Below are 22,541 nucleotides of genomic sequence, written 5' to 3'. Positions count from 1 at the left end.
TCAGGAGCGACAAAATGCCAAAACGTACCGACATAAAAAGTATCCTGATTCTTGGCGCTGGCCCGATTGTTATCGGCCAGGCTTGTGAATTCGACTACTCTGGCGCGCAAGCCTGTAAAGCGCTGCGTGAAGAGGGTTACCGCGTAATCCTGGTGAACTCCAACCCGGCGACGATTATGACCGACCCGGAAATGGCCGATGCGACGTATATCGAGCCGATTCACTGGGAAGTGGTGCGCAAGATTATCGAAAAAGAGCGCCCGGATGCGGTACTGCCGACCATGGGCGGCCAGACGGCGCTAAACTGTGCACTGGAACTGGAGCGTCAGGGGGTGCTGGCTGAGTTTGGCGTCACCATGATTGGCGCGACTGCCGATGCGATTGATAAAGCGGAAGACCGACAGCGCTTTGATAAAGCGATGAAAAAAATTGGCCTGGATACCGCGCGTTCCGGCATCGCCCATACCATGGAAGAGGCGCTGGCCGTCTCTGAAGAGCTGGGCTTCCCGTGCATTATCCGTCCCTCCTTCACTATGGGCGGCACCGGCGGCGGTATCGCTTATAACCGTGAAGAGTTCGAAGAGATCTGTGAACGTGGACTCGACCTGTCACCGACCAGTGAGCTGCTGATTGATGAGTCGCTGATTGGCTGGAAAGAGTATGAGATGGAAGTGGTGCGCGATAAGAACGATAACTGCATTATCGTCTGCTCTATCGAAAACTTTGACGCCATGGGCATCCATACTGGTGACTCGATTACTGTCGCGCCAGCACAGACCCTGACTGATAAAGAGTATCAAATCATGCGTAACGCCTCGATGGCGGTACTGCGTGAGATTGGCGTGGAAACCGGTGGCTCTAACGTGCAGTTCTCGGTGAACCCGCAGAATGGCCGCATGATCATTATCGAGATGAACCCACGCGTTTCCCGCTCTTCGGCACTGGCATCGAAAGCGACCGGCTTCCCGATTGCGAAAGTAGCCGCCAAGCTGGCGGTGGGTTTCACGCTGGATGAGCTGATGAACGATATCACCGGTGGTCGTACCCCGGCGTCCTTCGAACCGTCCATCGACTATGTCGTCACTAAAATTCCCCGCTTTAACTTCGAAAAATTTGCCGGCGCCAATGACCGTCTGACAACCCAGATGAAATCGGTTGGTGAAGTAATGGCGATTGGCCGCACCTTCCAGGAGTCAGTGCAGAAAGCGCTGCGCGGTCTGGAAGTGGGCGCCAACGGTTTTGACCCGAAAGTGAGCCTGGATGACCCGGAAGCGTTGACCCGCATCCGCCGTGAGCTGAAAGATGCTGGCAGCGACCGTATCTGGTATATCGCTGATGCTTTCCGTGCCGGGATGTCGGTTGATGGCGTATTTAATCTGACCAATGTCGACCGCTGGTTCCTGGTGCAAATTGAAGAGCTGGTGCGTCTGGAAGAGCAGGTCGCACACGAAGGTATCAACGGTCTGACTTACGATGTGCTGCGCAACCTGAAGCGTAAAGGCTTCGCCGATGCGCGTCTGTCGGATCTGGCGGGTGTCGCGGAATCTGAAGTGCGTAAGCTGCGTGAGCAGTTCAAGCTGCATCCGGTCTATAAGCGTGTGGATACCTGTGCGGCGGAATTCGCCACTGATACCGCTTATATGTACTCAACTTATGAAGAAGAGTGCGAATCCAATCCCAACAGCGACCGTGAAAAAATCATGGTGCTGGGCGGCGGTCCAAACCGTATTGGCCAGGGCATTGAGTTCGACTACTGCTGTGTGCATGCCTCGCTGGCGCTACGTGAAGATGGTTACGAAACCATTATGGTTAACTGTAACCCGGAAACCGTCTCTACCGACTATGACACTTCAGACCGCCTCTACTTTGAGCCGGTGACTCTTGAAGATGTGCTGGAAATCGTGCGCATCGAAAAACCAAAAGGGGTTATCGTGCAGTACGGTGGCCAGACGCCACTGAAACTGGCGCGCGCACTGGAAGCCGCCGGTGTGCCGGTTATCGGCACCAGCCCGGATGCGATTGACCGTGCTGAAGACCGTGAACGTTTCCAGCAGGCAGTGGATCGTCTCGGCCTTAAGCAGCCCGCCAACGCCACGGTTACCGCGCTGGAGCAGGCAGTTGATAAAGCGACGCTGATTGGATATCCGCTGGTGGTGCGTCCTTCGTATGTGCTGGGCGGTCGTGCGATGGAAATTGTGTACGACGAAATCGACCTGAAGCGCTACTTCCAGACCGCAGTATCAGTATCCAATGATGCGCCAGTATTGCTGGATCGCTTCCTGGATGATGCGGTAGAAGTGGACGTTGACGCCATTTGCGACGGTGAGCGCGTGCTGATTGGCGGCATTATGGAACATATCGAGCAGGCGGGCGTGCACTCCGGTGACTCAGCATGTTCCCTGCCGGCTTACACACTGAGCGTTGAAATTCAAAACGTGATGCGTCAGCAGGTTGAGAAACTGGCGTTTGAACTCTGTGTCCGTGGCCTGATGAACGTACAGTTCGCGGTGAAAGACAACGAAGTCTACCTGATTGAAGTTAACCCGCGCGCCGCGCGAACCGTGCCTTTCGTCTCGAAAGCGACCGGTGTGCCGCTGGCGAAAGTCGCCGCACGCGTGATGGCTGGTAAATCACTGGCGGAGCAGGGCGTAACGGAAGAGGTGATTCCACCTTACTACTCCGTGAAAGAAGTGGTGCTGCCGTTTAACAAGTTCCAGGGCGTTGACCCGATTCTTGGCCCGGAAATGCGTTCTACCGGTGAAGTGATGGGTGTTGGCCGTACCTTTGCTGAAGCTTTCGCTAAAGCGATGCTGGGTGCGCAGTCCAATATGAAGAAATCAGGCCGTGCGCTGTTGTCGGTGCGTGAGGGCGATAAGAAACGTATCGTCGACCTCGCCGCGAAGCTGCAGAAATTTGGTTTCGAGCTGGATGCTACCCACGGTACAGCGGTGATCCTCGGTGAAGCCGGTATCAATCCACGCCTGGTTAACAAGGTGCATGAAGGTCGTCCACATATTCAGGACCGTCTGAAAAATGGTGAGTACGCCTATATTGTGAATACCACCGCCGGACGTCAGGCAATTGAAGACTCGAAGCTGATTCGCCGTAGCGCGCTGCAGTATAAAGTTCACTATGACACTACGCTGAACGGCGGCTTTGCCACCGCGATGTCGCTGAATGCGGACCCGACGGAGAAAGTGACTTCCGTGCAGGAGATGCATGCGCAGATCAAGGCCCATCAGGGCTGATAGCCAAAAACGCGTTTCAGCACGGTAACGGCTCCCATCAGGGAGCCGTTTTTTTATGTCAGTGGGTGCAGGAAAAGCATTCGCAAATTCAAGGCTAAAATTTACCCTGGATAACAAAAATCTGTTCTGTTTGCGCAGGGTGCCAGGTTAAAGTCTGACCGGCTGGCGCTGAGCAACGCGCACCCAGGATGTGTGGGATTGAATCGACAGGGATGGCTAAACTATGGATGCACACAGAGCAGTTGTTGGATTGCGGCCTGAATCTGATATGACATGGAATGATGGATTTAGTCACGTCAGGAAAGACTATCTGGCTTCATGGAGCGGTAATGGAAGAGTGGGTATGGAAACAAGAGTGGCGAAGCTCGAAACCAATGTTGAGCATATAAAAAACTCAATAACCGATATCAAACATGATATTCGCGAATTTAAAGGTGAAGTGCAGGAATTCAAAAAGAGTGTCCATGCCGAATTTAAGGAAGTCAGAAGGCAAGCCCGCACCGACTTTCGTCTGTTATTTGGCACCATCATTACGGTTGCTTTAGGAATGGCTGGATTAATGGCAAAGGGTTTTCAGTGGTTGTAACGCCGTTGGCAGACCACTTTTTCACCGTGCCTCACCTGCTTCCAAAGGGGCGTTAGCGATCAGGACCCAGCATTAATCAGCGCTCTCCCACGCCTGTATATCTGCAACCCTTAGCTAAAACTATGATCACGCATCACTTTTTTTACTGGCACAGATTATAGAATTGAAACCCCGTTTCAATTTCTGATCTGACTGGAGTGAAAAGTGAAATATTTGCGTTTTGCCGGCACTGCCACCGCAGTATCAGTATCGTTAATACTTACCGCCTGCCAGAGCACCGCTAACCCGCAGGAGCGTTTTCTCCCGACCTGGCCGGGAACCGCGCAGCGACCGGTGCTCTCTGCGCACGAGGCATCCCGTTTTACACCGCAGCACTATTTTGCTTATCGCGGACAGTATGAGCACCCGGTTGCTGATGGCTGGCGACCTGGGCCGATAGATACTCGGGCGGTGAACACTGCTTTCGTGGTTGGGCCGCAGCTCGGTGTGGACGGCGCAACTTACACTCACGTTCAGCAGGCGGTTAACGCCGCCCTTAGCCAGCAAAAAAGTCATCAGCGTATTTACATCAAACTACTGCCTGGCACTTACACCGGTACCGTCTATATCCCGGCCGACGCGCCGCCTGTCACGCTGTTTGGTGCAGGCGATACGCCGCAGCGGGTGGTAATCTCGCTGGCGCTGGACTCCATGATGTCGCCAGCAGCTTATCGCGCCCGGGTTAACCCCGCTCAGCAGTATCAGCCGAACGATCCCGCGTGGTATATGTATGACCTGTGCGCCAGTAAAAATAAGCAAACTATCGACACCACTTGCGCGGCGGTAATGTGGTCACAAAGCGATGAGTTCCAGTTGAAAAACCTGACGGTAGTCAATGCATTACTGGATACGGTGGATAACGGCACCCATCAGGCTGTGGCGCTGCGTACCGATGGTGACCGCGTGCAGCTGGAACAGGTCCGTTTGATTGGGCGACAAGACACTTTCTTTGTGAATACCAGCGATCGGCAAAATAACTATGTCACTGACCACTATAGCCGTGCTTATATCAAAGACAGCTATATAGAAGGGGATCTCGATTACGTTTTCGGCCGCGCAACAGCGGTATTTGATGGCGTGCAGTTCCATACCGTATCAAGCCGTGGTTCAGCAGAAGCCTATGTCTTTGCTCCGGATACCATGCCATGGGTGAAATATGGTTTTCTGGTGATCAACAGCCAGTTAACCTCGGATAGCGGCTACAAGACAGGAACGCAGAAAGCCAGTATGGGTCGGGCCTGGGATCAGGGGGCGCGGCAGACCGGCTATTTGCCGGGTAAAACCGCCAACGGTCAGTTAGTGATTCGCAACAGCACGATTGATAACGGTTATGATTTGCTTAATCCCTGGAGCGCGGCGGCGACCACCGCTCGTCCATTTAGCGGCAATATCAGCGCACAGCGGGATCTGGATGGGATTAATTTCAATCGGTTGTGGGAGTACCAGACGGTGGTGATGAAATAGCTTTTCGCCCCCGACGGGGAGTCGGGGGGCGTTTACACGGTCACGATAGCGCGACTTTAATGCCTAAACCAATCAGAATACCGCCCAGCAGTTTATCGATAAGCTTTTGCGCTTTTGCCAGGCCACGACGAACCGGCGCGCTCTGAATCAAAAACACCAGCATTGGCCACCAGATCACTGACAGGCCGAGAATAATGCCCGCATACCATAACTTCTCGCCGAAGCCGGAGTGGATGCTCAGTACCTGGGTAAACACCGAAAGGAAGAACAGCGTGGCTTTCGGGTTCAGCAGATTACACAGATAGCCCTGTAAAAAGGCCTTCTTCAGCGACGTCTCGGCGCGCTGCACATTCTCGAGATCCATCTTACTGTTGCCGCGCGCCAGCAGAGCCTGTACGCCGACATAAATCAGATACGCGGCGCCGGCATATTTCAGCAGCATAAACAGCCATGGCGTGGTAGTGATCACCACCGCCAGACCGGCGACACAATAGGTCATATGGGTCGCTACGCCGCAAATCACGCCGAGCGAGGTAACCAGAGCCGTGCCACGCGCATAACGCGCCGCATTTTTTATAATCAGGAAAAAATCGGGGCCGGGTGAGAGCATGCCCAGTGTTGCGATAGCCGCAACAAACAAGCTGGTTTCTAACATGGTGATAATCTGAGTCAAAATGGAAAGCGTAAGTTTAGCACGGCTGGATGCAAAAGATGTTACAGCAATCTCTTCAGGGCGATGCAGGGTGCAGCAGCAGAAATCCTTTACAACCTTTACGTAAATCCCCGCATCTCGCTATCGACGAAAGTTTCACCTTTACGTATGATGGCGCCAATTTCAGCCCCTGTTGAGTTTCATATGAAGATTAGTCTTATCGCGGCCCTCGCAGCCGATCGCGTTATTGGTATGGAAAACGCGATGCCGTGGAATTTACCCGCGGATCTCGCCTGGTTCAAACGCATTACCCTGAACAAACCGGTGATGATGGGTCGTCTGACCTGGGAATCTATTGGTCGTCCGCTGCCGAATCGCCTGAATATTGTGATCAGCAGCCAGCCTGGCAACACAGAGAATGTGACCTGGGTAACGTCGATTGAAGAAGCGATTAAAGCTGCCGGCGATGCGGAAGAGATCATGGTAATTGGTGGTGGGCGTATCTACGAACAGATGCTGGGCCGTGCTGACCGTCTGTATCTGACCCATATTGACGCTGAAGTTGAAGGCGACACGCACTTCCCGGATTACGAACCGGATGAGTGGGAATCTGTTTTCAGTGAGTTCCACGACGCTGACGAGAACAACTCACACAGCTTCTGCTTCGAAATCCTCGATCGCCGCTAGTGGTTCTGAGCCCCGGCGCGGTTTATCGCCGCGCCGGTGTCGGTTATTTGCCACTGACTTCCGCAGCTATCCCAGATGACTTTCCTTTCGCGCCACTTAATGGCGTACCGTCGATGGCATCCACCATTCTTAATGCTTGCGGCCGCAGCCAGCGCTGCATACGTGATGGCATATCCAGCCCAATCAGTATCACCACCACCAGTGTTAAGCTGAATGATAATGATGCCAGCGCGCTACCCAGACTCATATGCTGGGCAATCGATGCGCCAAGAATTGGCGCCAGTGCGCCACCCAGCGCGCCGACATTATAGGTAAAGCCAAGACCGGCCGCGCGCTGGTCGGTATCGAAGTAACCGCCCAGCAGTTTGGGCAACAGCCCGGCAATCCCCTGTCCCAGCATCTGTTGCAGAAACAGCACTGCGCCCAGCAGCATAATATTACTGCTGCCGATGGCGAACAGCGGCACGATCAGAAACTGCGAAATCAGCAGGCTGATGGCATAGGCTTTGCGCGTGCCGAGCCAGTCACCAAGAAAGCCGCCAACACAGCAGCCGGTGGCTGCGCCAAAGCCGCTAAAGAACAGCACATTGGCCACGGTCTGCGGCGAATATGCGAGGTCGACCTTCAGATAAGTGGGCAACAGAGACTGAATGGGCCACGAATAGAGAAAGGCAAACAGCACGATCACCATCAGCGTCACACCGGTAGGCCAGCGATCGCCACTGGTCTGCACCATAAACCAGATAAAAGTGGCGGCGCATAGCAGGCCGAGCAGCACCAGTGGCGTCACGCTGAGTTGACCCGAGAAGCAGAGATAGAGCGCTGCACCCGCCAGCACGGTTAACAGCATATTCAGCAGCCGGTGTTTACCGCGATAGAGAATATCGATCATGGTATGCGGCTTTTCGGCCTGCGCACCGGCTTTTTCGCCATGAGCACGCTCCCAGTCTTCCGCCTCCGGCAGGTTTTTACGCAGCCATAAAGCAAACAAAATCGGCAGCAGGCCAATATAGAACAGCATGCGCCAGCCGAAGATCGGCACGATATGGCTGTAAGCCTGAGCGGCGATCACTGCGCCAATCGAAAATCCTGAAATCAGAAAGCCACTGGCCTTATTGCGCATTTTCTGCGGCCAGCTCTCCATCACATAGGTCGAGCTGGCGCCGTATTCACCCGCCATACCAATACCAATTAACAGGCGTGCGAGGAACAGGGTGGTATAGCCGGGTGCCAGTCCGCAGGCCAGCGTACCGACAGAAAACAGGACAATACTGGCGATCATCGCCAGCTTACGACCGTAGCGATCGCCCATCGCGCCAAGCATTAAGCCGCCGAACCAGCGTGAGATAAACGCTGCGGAAATCAGACTGGCGGCCTGAATCAGGCTGAGGTCAAACTCCTGCTTAATGTCGGTCAGAACCAGGGTAATAAGCACAAAATCGAAGCCATCCAGTGCATAACCGATCCATGCAGCGAGAAAAGCTTTCCATTGTTTGCCGCTGAGTTGTTTATACCAGCGGACAGAGGATGGAGCAGTATTCATGGTGGAGGATCTCCGTTATGTAGCTAAACCCCAAAATTAATATAAAAAGGGAGTAAAACTCCAAAACGGAGTGTATAAGAAGCGAATGGTTTTACAACCATGATTCGCCATAAGTGTGAATGACTTCAATAAAACAGCGTGGGCTGAAAATTTTTATAATTATATCTTATTGAAAAATAAATTTATTTTTTGTGGAGTTCCGCTCCATACTAATTTGATCTTTGACTGACGGCCTGAGCGGTTTTGTCTTTGGTCAGCTGTGCCGCGTGCGGGTCGGCTTTGACCAGCAGGGCATAAAGCAGATCCAGTACCAGCAACTGGGCGATTTTGGTGCCGATGGAATCGCCCTGAAGTCGCCCCTGACGGTTACCGTTAATCAGTACATGGTCAGCGTCGAGGGTAATCGGCGAACCGAGATTATGGGTCAGCGCCACCACCGTCGCCCCGGCTTCTTTCGCCAGCTTCAGCGCTTTTACCGTCTCTTCCGAGGTGCCGGAATGGCTGATACCAAAAGCCACATCGCCCGGCTGCATTAACGACGCCTGCATATACATAAAGTGGTTGCTGGTGGCGGCATCCACGCGCATGCCGATGCGCATCAGCTTGGCTTTGGCATCTTCAGCGGTAATACCGGAGGAGCCAACGCCGAACAGGCAGATGCGGCCCGCTTGTTGTAAGCAGGTGACTACGTCAGCAACGGTTTTTGCCGAGATCAGATTGAGGGTTTCTGACATTACATTGTTGATCGAGGTTTGCAGTTTGGCGCCAATCAGCAGTACATCGTCACTCTCCTGCACGTCGGCATCCAGCAGGCCATCTTCGCTTTTCTCACGCGTGGCCACTTCAATCGCCAGATCGATTTTAAAGTCCTGGAACCCTTTATAACCGAGGGTGCGGCAGAAGCGGATAATCGTGGCTTCACCGGTGCTGGTTTGGGCTGAGAATTCCGCGATAGAAAATTGCGTGACGCTGGCCGGATTTGCCAGCGTGTAGGCTGCAATGCGCTGTGCGGAGCGCGTCAGACTATTTTGTAACGCTCCTAAGCCGTCAAGAATTTTGCCAGGCTTCCAGCGGGGGATGAGTGCAGTCACGACATTACCTCATTGATCACGAAATCAGTTCGGTGTGCATGATCGCACAGTTATTCTGCAGGGTGAAGAATAATGACCGCCGGCGGTGTGGCGATTAACAAAACCCCTGCGTGGCCCATAAGGCGGCGCCAAGTAAGCCGCTATCCTGGCGATGGAAAGCGGGCTGCACCGGCGTGCGGCAGATGGCTGGCAAATGCTGCTGCGCCGCACTGATCCGCGCCAGATAACCGGGCGCCAGACCGACACTGCCGCCGATCACGACCCGTTGAATATCCAGCGCCATGGTGAGATCGGCGATCAGCCGGGCAATGGCGCTGGCCGAACGATCAATAATCGCGCTGGCGGGCTGATGCTGTGCACTGGCCTGCGCGAATACCCCGGCGGCGGTGAGCGGCACTGGCCACTGGCGGGTTGCGGCGGCGATGGCGGTGCCGGAAGCGATACTCTCCACACAGCCATAGCGTCCGCAGCCGCAGAGCGGCCCCTGTAAATCCGCCAGCATATGACCGATATGACCACTCAGGCCGTTATTGCCGGTCTGTAGCGCGCGGTTGAGAATAATGCCGCCGCCGACGCCGGTCGAGACGGTAATAAACAACATATTATCCACGTCGCAGGTTTGCAGCGCCTGATATTCCGCCCAGGCAGCGGCCTGCGCGTCATTCAGCAGGGTGCAGGGCAGTTTGCTGACCCGCTCAATAGTGGCGGCCAGCGGAAAATTGGCGATGCCGCCGAGATTGGCTGGATTCAGCGCCACCAGCCTGCCCTGGCGGATAATGCCGGTCGATGCCACCGCAATTGACGTCGCCCCGGGCAACGAGTCACGTAACAGCTGCTGTAAGCTGCTGGCAAACGCTGCCGCGCCGCTGTGAGGGGTGATAATCTGCCGACGGTCGCTCAGTTGCCCCTCTTTATCCACCAGCGCCGACGCAATTTTGCTGCCGCCAATATCCACAGCCAGACATTTTCCCATGGTTACTGCCTTATTGATTGAGTCACTCAGTGGCAGAAAAGATAAACTCCATTTAAAGTAATTAAAAGGAGTTTTGCTTCATTGAGCTGGACGTTTGTGATTTTGTGGAGTAAAACTTCAGTTAATGTTTTATTTTGGAGTTAAAGCCATGTCGTCTGTTGCTTCGCTGAAAGAACGTCTTCATCACGGCCTGATTGTCTCCTGCCAGCCGGTGCCGGGCAGCCCGATGGATAGCCCGCAGCTGGTGGCGGCAATGGCCGCCGCGGCAGTGCAGGGAGGCGCTGTCGCGTTGCGTATTGAAGGCATCGACAATCTGCGCGCGGTACGCCAGGTTACCGATGTGCCGGTTATCGGCATTATTAAACGTGACTTGCCAGATACCCCGGTCCGCATCACGCCGTGGCTCAGCGATATCGATCAGCTAAGCGCAGCGGGAGCCGATATTATCGCTTTCGATGCTACCTGGCGTGCGCGCCCGTGCAGCGTGCAGGCGCTTTATCAGCGCGCGCGTGACAATCAACGCCTGACGATGGCGGATTGCGCCAGTTTTGAAGAAGGCATCGCCGCGCAGCAGATGGGCATTGATTTTATTGGCACCACGCTTTCCGGTTATACCGGCGGTAAGATACCCGCTCAGCCCGATATTGCGCTGGTCAGCGATCTTGCGCAGGCCGGTGCTTGTGTAATTGCCGAAGGGCGCTATAACGCGCCGGATCTGGCCGCGGCCGCCATCGGCGCGGGTGCGCTGGCGGTTACCGTCGGTTCCGCCATCACCCGGATTGAACATATTTGCGGCTGGTTTACTGCCGCCATTACCACAGCTGAATAAAGAGGAGAGACCATGAGCAAGTTAACCGGTTTGATTGCCGCCCCGCATACCCCTTTCGACCAGCATGGTGCGGTAAATTATTCTGCTATCGATCGGATTGCCGCTCATCTGATTGATGACGGCATCAAAGGCGTTTATGTCCTTGGCACCACCGGAGAAGGTTTGCATTGCTCGGTGAGCGAACGTAAGCAGATTGCCCGGCGCTGGGTTGATGCTTCTGGCGGCGCTTTAGCGATTACGCTGCATACTGGCGCGCTCAGTGTGGCGGATGCAGTTGAACTGTCACAGCATGCCGAAACGCTTGATATTTTCGCCACTTCAGCGATTGGCCCATGCTTTTTTAAACCCGCCAGCATCGCCGATTTAGTCGCTTATTGTCAGGCGATTGCCGCTGCGGCGCCGTCAAAAGGCTTTTATTACTACCATTCCGGCATGTCCGGGCTGAATCTCGATATGGAGCAGTTTTTAATCCAGGCAGAGTCCGTCATCCCCAATCTGAGCGGTATCAAATTTAACAGCCCGGATCTGTATGAGTATCAGCGCTGTCTGCGTGTCAGCCAGGGTAAGTTTGATATTCCGTTTGGTGTCGACGAGCATCTGCCGGGTGGGCTGGCGGTCGGCGCCATTGGTGCGGTGGGCAGTACCTATAACTATGCCGCTCCGCTGTTTCGCAGCATTATCAGCGACTTTAACGCGGGCCGGCATGCTGCGGTAATTGAGCAGATGGATCGGGTGGTAGCGCTGATCCGGGTGCTGGTCGAGTTTGGCGGCGTGGCAGCAGGTAAAGCGGCGATGCAGCTGCACGGCATTGATGCTGGCAATCCACGTTTGCCGCTGCGCGCGCTGACTTCAGAGCAGAAGCAGACGGTCGTGCGGCGTATGGCTGAAGCGTTAGGGCGTTGATTTTTGCGTCAGAAATGTAAAGAAACATTTCTGTAACAGTCTGGTTATAGCATGAGGGCGATCACTGGGAAAATAACAGGAAGTCGTGCTGATGAGCGAAAAAATTACAGAACTGAATGCAGATCGTTTAACCGATCCTTCGCGGCGTAAACTGCTGGCAGGCACCGGCGCGGTGGGTTTAACTGGTTTTCTTGGCGGCGGCATCTGGAGTTTGCCTGCTGATGCGTTCGCCAAAGGCGAGCCTGGCGGCAGCAAACTGCTGGGGTTTGACGGCATTGCCGCTTCGACGGCAGATAATATTGTAGTGGCCGAAGGTTATCAGGCGGATGTGCTGATCTCCTGGGGCGACCCGCTGGTGGATGGCGCTCCGGCTTTTGATCCGCACGGCAATAACAGCGCCAGCGATCAGGAAAAGCAGTTTGGCGATAACAATGACGGTATGAGTTTCTTCCCGGTGGATGAACACCGTGGCGTAATGGCGATCAATAACGAATACGTCAATGAACAATACCTGTTCGCCCATGGCGGCGCAAAAGCGACCAGCGCTGAAGATGTACGCAAATCCCAGGCGGCGCATGGTGTTTCAGTGGTGGAAGTGCAGCGTGACGCCGACAATCGCTGGTCGGTGGTGCGTCCGTCGCGCTACAACCGCCGTATTACCGCCACCACGCCAATGGTATTCAGTGGCCCGGCCGCCGGTGATAAAGCCTTGCAGACCGCTGCCGATCCGACGGGTATGAAAGTACTGGGCACGTTTGGCAACTGCGCCAATGGCAAAACGCCATGGGGCACCTACCTGACTTGCGAAGAGAACTACGACACCTACTTTGGCACCAGCCAGAGCGACTATAAAGTCACCCCGCAGCAAAAGCGCTATACCCTGAAGCCCACTGAACCCGAGCGTAACTGGGCGGACTTTGATCAACGTTTCGATATGGCGATGAATCCGAATGAATTTAACCGCCACGGCTGGATCGTCGAGATCGATCCGCTGGATCCGGCCTCGACGCCGATCAAACGTACTGCCCTTGGCCGCTTTAAGCATGAGAATGCAGCGGTAACGGTAGCGAAAAATGGTCATCTGGTGGTGTATATGGGTGACGACGAACGCGGCGAATATATCTATAAGTTTGTTTCTGATGCGCAGGTCGACAGTGCCAATCCGGCGGCGAATCGTCAGCTGCTGGATCACGGCAAACTGTATGTGGCAGAGTTTACCGGTGATGCCGCCGGTACCCCATTGCAAGGCAGTGGACGCTGGCTGGAACTGAGCTGGGGTAAAAATGGCCTGACGGCCGAAAATGGTTTTTACAGCCAGGCGGACGTGGTGATCAATGCGCGTATGGCGGCGGATCGGGTGCATGCCACACGCATGGATCGCCCGGAATGGATCGCCGTCAATCCGCATGATGGTCGCGCTTACTGTACGCTGACCAACAACAGCAAGCGCGGGGATGAAGGGATGCCGCTGAATCCGGCCAATCCGCGTCCCAATAATATCTATGGTCAGATCATTCGCTGGGATGAACAAGGCGACGCTACTGCACTTCAGTTTAACTGGGATATGTTTGTGCTGTGCGGCAACCCGATTGCCCATCCACAAGGGGTGAATCGCGGTACGCCTAATGTGACGGCGGAAAACACCTTTAACAGCCCGGACGGTTTAGGTTTTGATCGCGACGGTCGTTTATGGATCCTGACCGACGGCAAATACAGCAATAAAGGCGACTATCAGGGGCAGGGTAATAATCAGATGCTGGTCGGCGATCCGCAAAGCGGTGAGATCCGCCGTTTTATGGTCGGGCCAAAGTCCTGTGAATTAACCGGCATCGCCTTTACACCCGACTATAAGACCCTGTTTGTGAATGTGCAGCATCCGGGTGAAGAGGGTGACTCACATTTCCCACACAACAGCCCACGTCCGCGCTCATCGGTGATTATGGTGACGCGTAAAGATGGTGGCGTGATGGGTGCCTGATCGCCGCCAATATACTGGTGCATATCATCAATAAGGGTGGCTAACGCCACCCCGACAAAGTTTCAATATTTTTGTCAGGGGCGGCGTTAGCGCCGCCCACTTCTTATTATCCCGCCATTCAATATCACTCTTCTATATTCAGTCCGCTGGATAGAGAGGCAGAGATCACTATTTCGAAAACAATATTGATCAAAGCTAAGGCATTTGCTGAGGAGCATGGAGTCGCCTTGCTATGAAAACCAGAATGATACTGAGTGGCTGGCTGGCGTTTGTCTGCTGCGATTTCGCGTTAGCGATGCTGAGCCTGCAGGTCAGAGATGTCTGGAGTTTATCGTCGTTAGTCTGGTTCCCGGCCGGGTTGCTGCTGGGAGTGGTTTGCGCTCTGCCGGTACGTTACTGGCTGGTGTGGCTGTTGAGTGCTGCGCTACTGCATCTGGTCGCCAGTCAGCTGTATGGCCGTCCGGTCAATGTCTCCTTAATCTTCTGTGGTTTCGATGTGCTGTTGCTGATGGTAACGGCGCTGATCTGGCAATTTTATTATGGCGCCATGTATCGCCCCAGCCGCCCGCGCGACATTCTTGCCCTCACGTTGTTGAGCGGCCTCAGCGGTGTTGCCGAACGGCTGATTACCACCTGGGCGCTGTTTCTGCTGGATTATCCTATCGATCAGTCACTTTCCCTGCTGTATATGGCCGGTTATGTACTGAGTTATCTGCCGTTAACCTTTTTTGTGCTGTGGCTGGTGACCGCAGGCGGTGAACCGCAGCAAGATCTCTGGCGGTGGTTGCTGGCGTTCGGCATGTTACTGGCGCAGCTGATGCTGTTTTTCGCCCCGGCCAGCAGCAATGATGAACTGCGCTGGCAGGATCTGGCGCTAATGTTCTCATTCGCTTTGCCGCTGCTGCTGGCGATGCGAGGCGATCTGCTGTTGCTCAGTGCCTTCCTTTCCCTCTGTGTGGTCAGCGTGGCAGGCGCCACCCTGTTTGGTCAGGGACCCTTTTATCATCCACTGCGCAATGTGCAACAGGATGTGCTGCTGGCGACCTGGTACTGCGCAGCTTACAGCCTGCCGGCACTGCTGTGCGCCAGTTGGATCAACCAGCGCTATGCGCAACTGGCCCGTTATCACTGGCGAGAGCAGTTAATGGACCGGGTATTGCAACAGGGATGGTTCCATCGTTTTCAGCTCGACAGTGCGGGCGCAATACGCTGGCGTTATCAGAGCCGCTGGCAGGATACCAGCCATGCACCGGCGTACTGGTCGCAGTTTATCGCCTGGCTGCATCCGGAAGATCGACCGGCCGTTGAGCAGCTCAGGGCATCGGTGCCGCAGATCCCGCAAGTGCTGGCGGTACGGCTGGCTGATGTCAGCGGCCAGTTTCACCGTACCAGTATGGCGCTGATTGCCTGTCGTAAGGGCAATCAGCTGTGGTTTGAAGGGGTGCTGTTTCCTGATGCGCAGAGGCAGTTATGAGTATTCGCGTAATTGTTGCCGACGACCATCCGGTATTTTTGCTGGGTTTACGTGGCGTATTAGCCTCGCTGCCCGAGGATTACCAGATTGTCGCCGAAGCACATGATGTCGGCGGCCTGTTCGCGCTGCTGGCGTTGCACCCGGTGGAGATGCTGATTACCGATCTGAATATGCCGGGTGAGCAGCAGGTCGACGGGGTACGGATGATTGGCCGGGTGCGTCAGCTGTATCCCGATCTGGCGATTGTGGTGATCACCATGCTGAGCGACCCGCGTATCCTTGAGCTGCTGACCGGCTATCGGGTAAAGGCGATTCTGAATAAGAGCAGTCTGTCGCAGGAGCTGGCCGATGGGTTGCGCAGCCAGCAGCCGGAAGGCCAGCCGTGGCTGAGTGATCTGTTTCGCAGTGACCCGTTGCAGCAAATTGAAAAGGCGCTCAGCGCGAAAGAGCTGGAAGTATTACGACTGATTGGCCAGGGGCTAAGTGTTAACGATATCGCCGCGCGCCTGTACCGCACCAAGCAGACCATCAGCGCGCAAAAGTTGAGTGCGATGAGAAAGCTGGGGCTGGAAAATGATGCCGCACTCTGGCGCTATCTTAATCAGACTGGATTGGGGCAGTAACGATGTTGCGCCCGCATTGGTGGTGGTTATGGCTGATTTTTTCACCATGGGTTGTGGCGCTGGCGGCGCAACCCACAACCGAACAGCCGGAAGGTCGCCGTGTGGAGATCTGGTCCAATATGACCAGTGAAGCGATGGCGCCAGCCGCCAGCCATAGCCGGGTGCTGCTCCACTATCCGCAGTTGAAAGTGGGACTGTTCTGTTGCTCTGCGGCGCCGCTGCAAATGATGCGCTGGGATGGCAAGCTGGAAGGTTTATACCCTGATTATCTGCGCCTGCTGTCAGTGGTGCTGAAGCGTCCGCTGGAAGCGCGGCTGTATAACAGCTGGCCGCAGGCGTATCAGGCCTTGCAGCGTGGTGACATCCAGCTGCTGGCCCAGTCCGATTTCGCCGTCGCGGATGCGAATAATAATCGCACCGATCCCATACTGGTACAGCCTCTGATGCTAATGGTGCGCAAAAGTAATCAGAATACGCCGCTTGCTGAGCTGCATATCGTTACCGCACCGGATATTAATCCGACGTTGCTTGAGCGTCTGCGCAGCCGCTATCCGCAGCTAACGGTCGCCGGCAGCCCGCAACAAGGCGTCCAGGCGGTGATCAGCCATCAGGCCGATGCCTGGCTGGATGGGCAAAGTCAGATCGCCTGGTACAGTGCGCAGCGACCGCTGTCCGGGCTGGTTTACCGCCGTGATGCGCAGCTGGATGAGCTGCTGTACGGTTTTGTCGGACGTCAGGGCGACGGGGTGGTGGAGACGGTTAACGCTATTCTGACCAGCATTCCGCACGCCATCAAAAATGAGATCTACCAGCGCTGGATATCGGGCCTGGCGCAGGGCTACCACAGTAATGGCCCGCAATTCAGTCAGCAGGAAATTGACTGGATTAAGCAGCATCCGGTGATCAATGTGGCGGTGGATACTGATACGCCGCCCTATTCATTTCTGAATAAAAACGATGAGATAACCGGGCTGGATATCGATATTTTGCAACTGCTGGCGGAAAAAAACGGGCTGAATTTTAACTTTATTTCCGCCTCTGGCCCGCCGCAGGTGGAGAAGATTTTGCGCGCGGAGAAGGCGCAGATGACGCCTTCGCTGATGGACTCGCAGGCGCGGCGCGGCTGGCTGACATTCAGCGATCCCTGGGGAGCGATAGAGTGGGTGATGATCACCCGTAACGAACGCAGCGCGCCGTTTACTTTGCAGCAGTTAAGCCATAAACGGGTGGCGATTCAGCGCGGTCATGCGCTGCTGTCGGCAATGCAATTCTATCCGCAGATGTCGATCGTTGAAGCGACCACGGTACCAGAGGCGGTCGATATGATGCTGGCGGGTGCGGTTGATGCGACTTTCGCCAGTATCGGCAGCGCCAGCTATTTGCAATCCAGCCGCTATGGCAACCGTATTATTGTGCAGACGCTGGATAATGCGTTGCAACCGGAGCGGTTCGCGGTGCTGCCCGCTTATCCGCAGTTAACCAGCATTCTGAATAAAGGCATTGCCAGCCTGTCGCCGAATGAACTGCGCGCGCTTAAGATCCACTGGTTTTCCGTGGCCAATCTCACCTCTTATAACAGTCAGCTGCCGCCCTGGGTAATGCTATGGGGCGTGGCGTTGCTGGTGATTGCCGTCAGCTCGATATTTTGGGTCAGCTATCTGGCGCGTCAGATCAGCAGACGTAAAAAAGCGGAGTACCGTTTGCAGGAGCTGCTGGCTTACTGGGAAATTCTGTTTAATAACGTTCCGACGCCGATGTTTGTCTGTGCTGCCGATATGAGCGTTACCGCCGCCAACCAGCATTTCTGCCAGGCGACGGGGCTGCGCGGTCAGGAGGTGCTGGGACACGATCTCTTTACCCTGCATTTTCTCCCAGTGGCCGATAAGCAGGAGGTGCGCGGGATTTTTCTGCGCTGCCTGTCAGGAGATGCGGCGCATTTTTCCGATCGCACCCTGCATTTGCAGGGTAAAGAGCGGGAAGGGTATCTGTGGTTTGAAGGCTATCGTAATCCTGCCGGTGTGATGCTGGGCGTGATTGGCGGCTGGTTTGATGTTACGGAGCGTAAATCACTGGCGCGCGAACTGCTGCTGGCACGTGATAAGGCCGAGCTGGCCAGCCAGGAGAAATCGGCATTTCTGGCGCGTATGAGTCATGAAATCCGCACTCCGCTGCATGCGATTATCGGCATTCTGGAGCTGGCGGTAAAACAGCAGCCAGAGCAGGATAATCCGTTGCGGATTGCCTGGCAGGCCGCTGACTCGCTGCAGGGCATTATTGGCGATGTACTGGATTTTTCCAAAATCGAAGCGGGCAGTATCGATATCAGGTTACAACCGACGCGGCTGGAGAGTTTGCTGGAGAGCTGTGCCGCCACTTTCCGCCTGCGCGCCGAAGAAAAAGGGCTGACGTTGCAGACGCTGATGCGGCTGCCTGCGGAAACCGCACACTGGGTGGATGGCGCACGTCTGACGCAGGTGGTTAATAATCTGCTGCTGAATGCGATTAAATTTACCGCAAAAGGCGGGATCCAGCTGCGCGCCAGCGGCCGCTTTCTGCGCAGCGAAGATCGGGATGAGGTCACTATTGAGGTGGAGGACAGTGGCTGCGGTATTCCGCCAGAAATGTATCAGGCGGTACTGCAGCCCTGGGTACGAGCCGAAAGCGCCGATGCAGTGCCCGGCAGCGGTCTGGGATTACCGATTTCCGCCCGGCTGATTAACCTGATGGGCGGCACGCTGACGCCTGGCGCCAGTGCATCCGGCGGCGTCAGGATTAGCATTGTGTTGTCACTGCAACGCGCCGGGCCTGAACTGCTGGCCAATCCTGCGTTGCCGGGCAGCGGACAGCAGGTGGAAAGTGAATCGCTGAATATTCTGGTGGTGGATGATTTACCGGTGAATTTACAGGTTATGGCGCTGCAATTTGCCTCATCCGGTCACTATGTTGAGCTGGTGGGCAGCGGGGCGGAAGCCCTTCAGGAGGTTGAACAGCACTATTATGATGTGGTACTGACCGACTGTCAGATGCAGGGGATGGATGGCTATAGCCTGACGCGTCATTTACGTGAATATCAGCAGCGACATCAGTTGCCACCGCTGGTGATCCTGGGATGCACCGCCAACGCGTTTGCCAGTGAACGTGAACGTTGTCTGGCGGCGGGAATGGATGATGTGCTGATTAAGCCGTTGTCGCAACAGGCGCTGCTTAATGGTGTGGCGCAGGCCTGGAAGCAGGTTAATCAACGAAGCGTCGCCATTGCAGATGAACCACTACGGGCGCTGGCGCAGGGCGATACACAGCAGGAACGCCAGCTACTGACGGCGCTGCAACAAGGGTTACAACAGGATATGGCGGCCATCCGCCAGATGCGCGATGGTGACAATATCGCGCAAATTACCCGGCATGCGCATCGGATGCAGGCGTCATTTGCGCTGCTTTATGACCATCCCGGGATGCGGGTCTGTTTGCGGATTGAGAAAAGCGGGCGGGTTGATCGTCAGACGCTGGATACGCTGCTGGAACGAGCGGAAATCGTGCTGGCGAAGCTGGCGCAAAGAGTGTCGCCATAAATAAGCCCGCCTGAAGGCGGGCTGTTAAAGCGAAGTAACGATAATTCTGTTACTTAGCGCCTTTACACATCGCGTGCATACGGCTGTCGCCGACTTTACGCCATACGCCCCATTCACCGTCTGCGCCTGGCTGGTTATTCTGCGTCCACCAGCCGTTCATCCATTCGGCGCCGTTCCAGGTCACTTTATTACATGGCGTGGCATACGTTTTATTTTTATCCCATGAGCCACCTGGCTGCTCAACCACCTCTTTCTTCGCGTTCAGTACCAGCGTAGTTTCACCGCTGTTATTCTCCGGGTCGGTGGCTTTCAGCTGCACAACCACATCGAAATCTTCGGTTGCCGCTGCTTTCAGACGCACACGCGTGGCGATGCCACGGTCGCTTTCCAGCTCCACCTTGTCGGCGTTACGCTCGACGGACCACACGAAGTCCAGCTGGTGCACCGGGGTACCATCCGCATCCTGTGACTGATCCGCACCCAGGTTAACCCAGTTATTATGCGTGATGGTGGTGGTAGAAGGCGTGATGACCGCCAGTGGCGGCGTGCCAGTTCCCGGTTTTTCAACCGCTTTAACATCAATGGTGTAGTTGTAATTTTTGCTCTTATCAATGGCATACACGTTGTAGTTATTTTTCACCGAGGTGATTTTAACCTGACCGTTTTCCAGCGTATCGCCAATCTTCACCGGCATATTTTGCTGGTTAACTTTGCGAGCAAGATCATACAGCCAGTTGGCCGCAGAACCCCATTGATCCTCGGCGATCTCATGGGTGAAATCGCCTGCCGAGTCGCCATTGCTGAACAGGCGGAAGGTAACCTTATCACCCGCTTTCAGATTCTGCTGCGCCTGCACACCGTTGCCAATCGCGCCCCAACCCTGCTCAGGATTTTCGCTGCCCTGGATATCCACGTCACTACAGGAGACAAAGTTTTCGCTGGTACCATGTGAGCGGGCTACCGGCCACATTGATACAATGGTGTGCTTGCCGCTGGTCCCCTGTGGTAATTTAACCGTTTCACGCCACTGCACAAACTCGCCATTGCCAGGCTGCGCGACCGCAGGATAGTGGGCTATCTCGACCAGATCGCTCCATTTGATCGCCTGCATATTGTCCGTTTCGTTTTTGGTGATGTAGTAACGAATATGGTCAGTCGTATGATGGCGGGTGAAATAGTAAATAATCGGGATTTCGCCGTTTTCATTTGGTGTTATCGCCTTACGCGCCCAGTAGTTAGCCGGCAGATCCAGTTTGGTGTTCGCCGCATTGGCGCTACAGATACGACCATCCGGTAAAGAGCGAGTATAATCCTGGTAATCATTGAAATTAACATAGACGTTCTGCTGTGGAGTGGTGATGGCGCTGCTCTGATTGTTATCTCTTAGCGCATCACATCCCTGTGAGTTATCGGTTTGACACAAAAATCCACGTGCAGGCGGATCCATTAAATAACCATGAGCAGAGGCAATCTGTACATGAGCAGCGCTGCCTGCCAGAGCCATGAGTACAAGTAATGTCTTTTTCTTAAAAGAACGCATAATTTATCCAGTTGCTATGAAATATCACATAAAGTTGAAGTGTTTTATTGGCGCGAGCGGGCGCGGAAATAAAAACGCACTTATCGCGAAGTGAGTAAATTCCACCCGGGAATTTGTATCGCGAAGTGGGGGATATCATAATTACTGCATAATGCATTAGAATCGGAAGATTCTTGTCGCCGCTAAGAGCGCTCTTTTTAATCTGCCCGTTATTGGCGGGGTTTTTCTGTGACGGTAATTATTGTTCTTAATCAGCAGCAGAATTGTCCGCTGTTAAATAATCCTCTGCTATACGATTATTTATTCCGTGATGTTAAATATGTTATTTACAGGGGCCTGTTAATGAAGGTTAAATTTATTTTATTATTACTGGTATCAACCATTTCTTCACTGTCATTTGCCCATGAAGGACATGACGAGAGTGAAAATACCGAACTACATGTGTTTCATACCGCAGAAGGACAGCAGCCGGAAAATAGCGACGATGAGCAGTCGCAAGCCGATGCGGCCCATAATTGTGACGGTGCCGGGTCTGCTGATGAGCAGCAGGAGTCGCTAGATTAGCCACCGCTAAGCAGTCGTCAGGAGATAACCCATTGATAATAATCAGTGGGTTATCTCCGTGCCGGCTGCGCTGCAAAGTGAATAATCACAGTTTAATATCAAACAGGCCGGAGCGGCTGAGCAGAAAATAGAGCTGACAGTCGCTCTCTACCGCCAGTTTATCCATCGCCCGCAGTTTATGGGCGCTGACCGTCTTGATGCTCAGATTCATCCTGCCAGCGATTTTGGTTAAACTTAGTCCCTGGCATAACAGGCGCAATACTTCAGACTCCTTCGGTGAGATCTCGTTAGTATTATTATTGGCATTAAGCAGGCTGCGCATTAAGTCATTTTCCACATAGACTTCGTTGTTCAGCACGCTGCTCATCACGCGCTCCAGCGTTTTTTCACAAATATCCATACTGATATAACCGGAAATGCCGGAACCGAGCATCATGCGCACCAGACTGGCATGACGGTGCGGTGACATCACCACAATTTTGATATGCGGATATTTGTTACGCAACCACTTCACCAGGTTATAACCGTCCATCGAAGCCAGTGGGCTGCTTTTACGCTCATCCGTATTGAGCGTATATCCCAGTAACAGCAGATCGATATGATTGCTGTTTAAGGTGCTTACCAGCTCGGCTGGAGTGGAAACATCATTAATAATCGAATAGCTGGCATCATCATCCCCGGTAGAAAGTTTTTTCCCGGTCATATTTTTAATCAGCGATTTAATACCGCAGCGAATCAGCTTATGTTCATGGGCAATAGCAATATTAATGGTCATTCG

17 protein-coding genes are annotated in these 22,541 nt (G+C 54.3%); 11 read left to right on the top strand and 6 right to left on the bottom strand.

Annotated features, from left to right (window positions below; genetic code table 11):
* Positions 1–14 precede the first annotated feature (14 nt).
* From carB to pemB, 3 genes are all read left to right on the top strand, one after another.
* Complete coding sequence (carB, locus tag N5923_RS12380; RefSeq protein ID WP_267142122.1) at positions 15–3,248, top strand: carbamoyl-phosphate synthase large subunit; 3,234 nt, start codon at positions 15–17, stop codon at positions 3,246–3,248.
* A gap of 223 nt (positions 3,249–3,471) precedes the next feature.
* Positions 3,472–3,834 (top strand): hypothetical protein, encoded by a 363-nt coding sequence (locus N5923_RS12375; RefSeq protein WP_267142121.1) that lies wholly within the window; start codon positions 3,472–3,474, stop codon positions 3,832–3,834.
* A 204-nt stretch (positions 3,835–4,038) separates the two neighbouring features.
* Positions 4,039–5,337 (top strand): pectinesterase PemB, encoded by a 1,299-nt coding sequence (gene pemB, locus N5923_RS12370; RefSeq protein WP_267142120.1) that lies wholly within the window; start codon positions 4,039–4,041, stop codon positions 5,335–5,337.
* Positions 5,338–5,377: 40 nt separating this feature from the next.
* Here pemB and N5923_RS12365 read toward each other — a convergent pair whose 3' ends face one another.
* A complete protein-coding gene (locus N5923_RS12365; RefSeq protein ID WP_267142119.1) occupies positions 5,378–5,992 on the bottom strand; it encodes a LysE family translocator in 615 nt (204 codons plus the stop codon).
* A gap of 201 nt (positions 5,993–6,193) precedes the next feature.
* Between N5923_RS12365 and folA the strand changes: the two genes are divergently transcribed.
* Positions 6,194–6,676, top strand: coding sequence for a type 3 dihydrofolate reductase (folA, locus tag N5923_RS12360; RefSeq protein WP_267142118.1), 483 nt, complete (start codon positions 6,194–6,196; stop codon positions 6,674–6,676).
* 43 nt (positions 6,677–6,719) lie between these two features.
* On the opposite strand, the gene N5923_RS12355 is transcribed toward folA, so the two are convergent.
* The 3 genes from N5923_RS12355 to N5923_RS12345 all read right to left on the bottom strand — a co-directional run bounded on the left by N5923_RS12355 (position 6,720) and on the right by N5923_RS12345 (position 10,283).
* Entirely contained in the window at positions 6,720–8,219 is a 1,500-nt protein-coding gene (locus N5923_RS12355) for an MFS transporter (protein ID WP_267142117.1), read from the bottom strand.
* 209 nt (positions 8,220–8,428) lie between these two features.
* The gene (locus tag N5923_RS12350; RefSeq protein ID WP_267142116.1) at positions 8,429–9,310 is read right to left on the bottom strand and encodes a MurR/RpiR family transcriptional regulator; all 882 of its coding nucleotides are present in this window, start codon (positions 9,308–9,310) and stop codon (positions 8,429–8,431) included.
* Positions 9,311–9,404: 94 nt separating this feature from the next.
* Entirely contained in the window at positions 9,405–10,283 is an 879-nt protein-coding gene (locus N5923_RS12345; RefSeq protein ID WP_267142115.1) for an N-acetylmannosamine kinase, read from the bottom strand.
* 148 nt (positions 10,284–10,431) lie between these two features.
* On the opposite strand from N5923_RS12345, the gene N5923_RS12340 reads away from it, so the two are divergent.
* From N5923_RS12340 to N5923_RS12315, 6 genes are all read left to right on the top strand, one after another.
* Complete coding sequence (locus N5923_RS12340; RefSeq protein ID WP_267142114.1) at positions 10,432–11,112, top strand: N-acetylmannosamine-6-phosphate 2-epimerase; 681 nt, start codon at positions 10,432–10,434, stop codon at positions 11,110–11,112.
* Between the two features lie 12 nt (positions 11,113–11,124).
* Positions 11,125–12,015: a dihydrodipicolinate synthase family protein gene (locus tag N5923_RS12335; protein ID WP_267142113.1), complete on the top strand. Its 891-nt coding sequence runs from the start codon at positions 11,125–11,127 to the stop codon at positions 12,013–12,015.
* A gap of 91 nt (positions 12,016–12,106) precedes the next feature.
* Positions 12,107–13,993, top strand: a complete 1,887-nt coding sequence (locus N5923_RS12330; protein ID WP_267142112.1) for a PhoX family protein — start codon at positions 12,107–12,109, stop codon at positions 13,991–13,993.
* A gap of 232 nt (positions 13,994–14,225) precedes the next feature.
* The gene (locus N5923_RS12325) at positions 14,226–15,467 is read left to right on the top strand and encodes a hypothetical protein (protein WP_267142111.1); all 1,242 of its coding nucleotides are present in this window, start codon (positions 14,226–14,228) and stop codon (positions 15,465–15,467) included.
* A complete protein-coding gene (locus N5923_RS12320; RefSeq protein ID WP_267142110.1) occupies positions 15,464–16,090 on the top strand; it encodes a response regulator in 627 nt (208 codons plus the stop codon). Before N5923_RS12325 ends, N5923_RS12320 begins: the two co-directional genes overlap by 4 nt.
* Before the next feature lie 2 nt (positions 16,091–16,092).
* A complete protein-coding gene (locus N5923_RS12315) occupies positions 16,093–19,659 on the top strand; it encodes a transporter substrate-binding domain-containing protein (RefSeq protein ID WP_267142109.1) in 3,567 nt (1,188 codons plus the stop codon).
* 49 nt (positions 19,660–19,708) lie between these two features.
* Here the strand turns inward: N5923_RS12315 and N5923_RS12310 are convergent, their stop codons facing one another.
* Positions 19,709–21,106, bottom strand: a complete 1,398-nt coding sequence (locus N5923_RS12310; RefSeq protein WP_267142108.1) for a lytic polysaccharide monooxygenase — start codon at positions 21,104–21,106, stop codon at positions 19,709–19,711.
* Positions 21,107–21,541: 435 nt separating this feature from the next.
* On the opposite strand from N5923_RS12310, the gene N5923_RS12305 reads away from it, so the two are divergent.
* Positions 21,542–21,763, top strand: coding sequence for a hypothetical protein (locus tag N5923_RS12305; protein ID WP_267142107.1), 222 nt, complete (start codon positions 21,542–21,544; stop codon positions 21,761–21,763).
* 85 nt (positions 21,764–21,848) lie between these two features.
* Here the strand turns inward: N5923_RS12305 and N5923_RS12300 are convergent, their stop codons facing one another.
* Positions 21,849–22,538 (bottom strand): response regulator transcription factor, encoded by a 690-nt coding sequence (locus N5923_RS12300; protein ID WP_267142106.1) that lies wholly within the window; start codon positions 22,536–22,538, stop codon positions 21,849–21,851.
* Between the last annotated feature and the right edge of the window lie 3 nt (positions 22,539–22,541).

Source organism: Winslowiella arboricola (genome assembly GCF_025527015.1).
Taxonomy (GTDB): Bacteria; Pseudomonadota; Gammaproteobacteria; order Enterobacterales; family Enterobacteriaceae; genus Erwinia; species Erwinia arboricola.
Note: the sequence above shows the minus strand (reverse complement) of the source record. Positions and strands in the feature narration are given on the sequence as shown.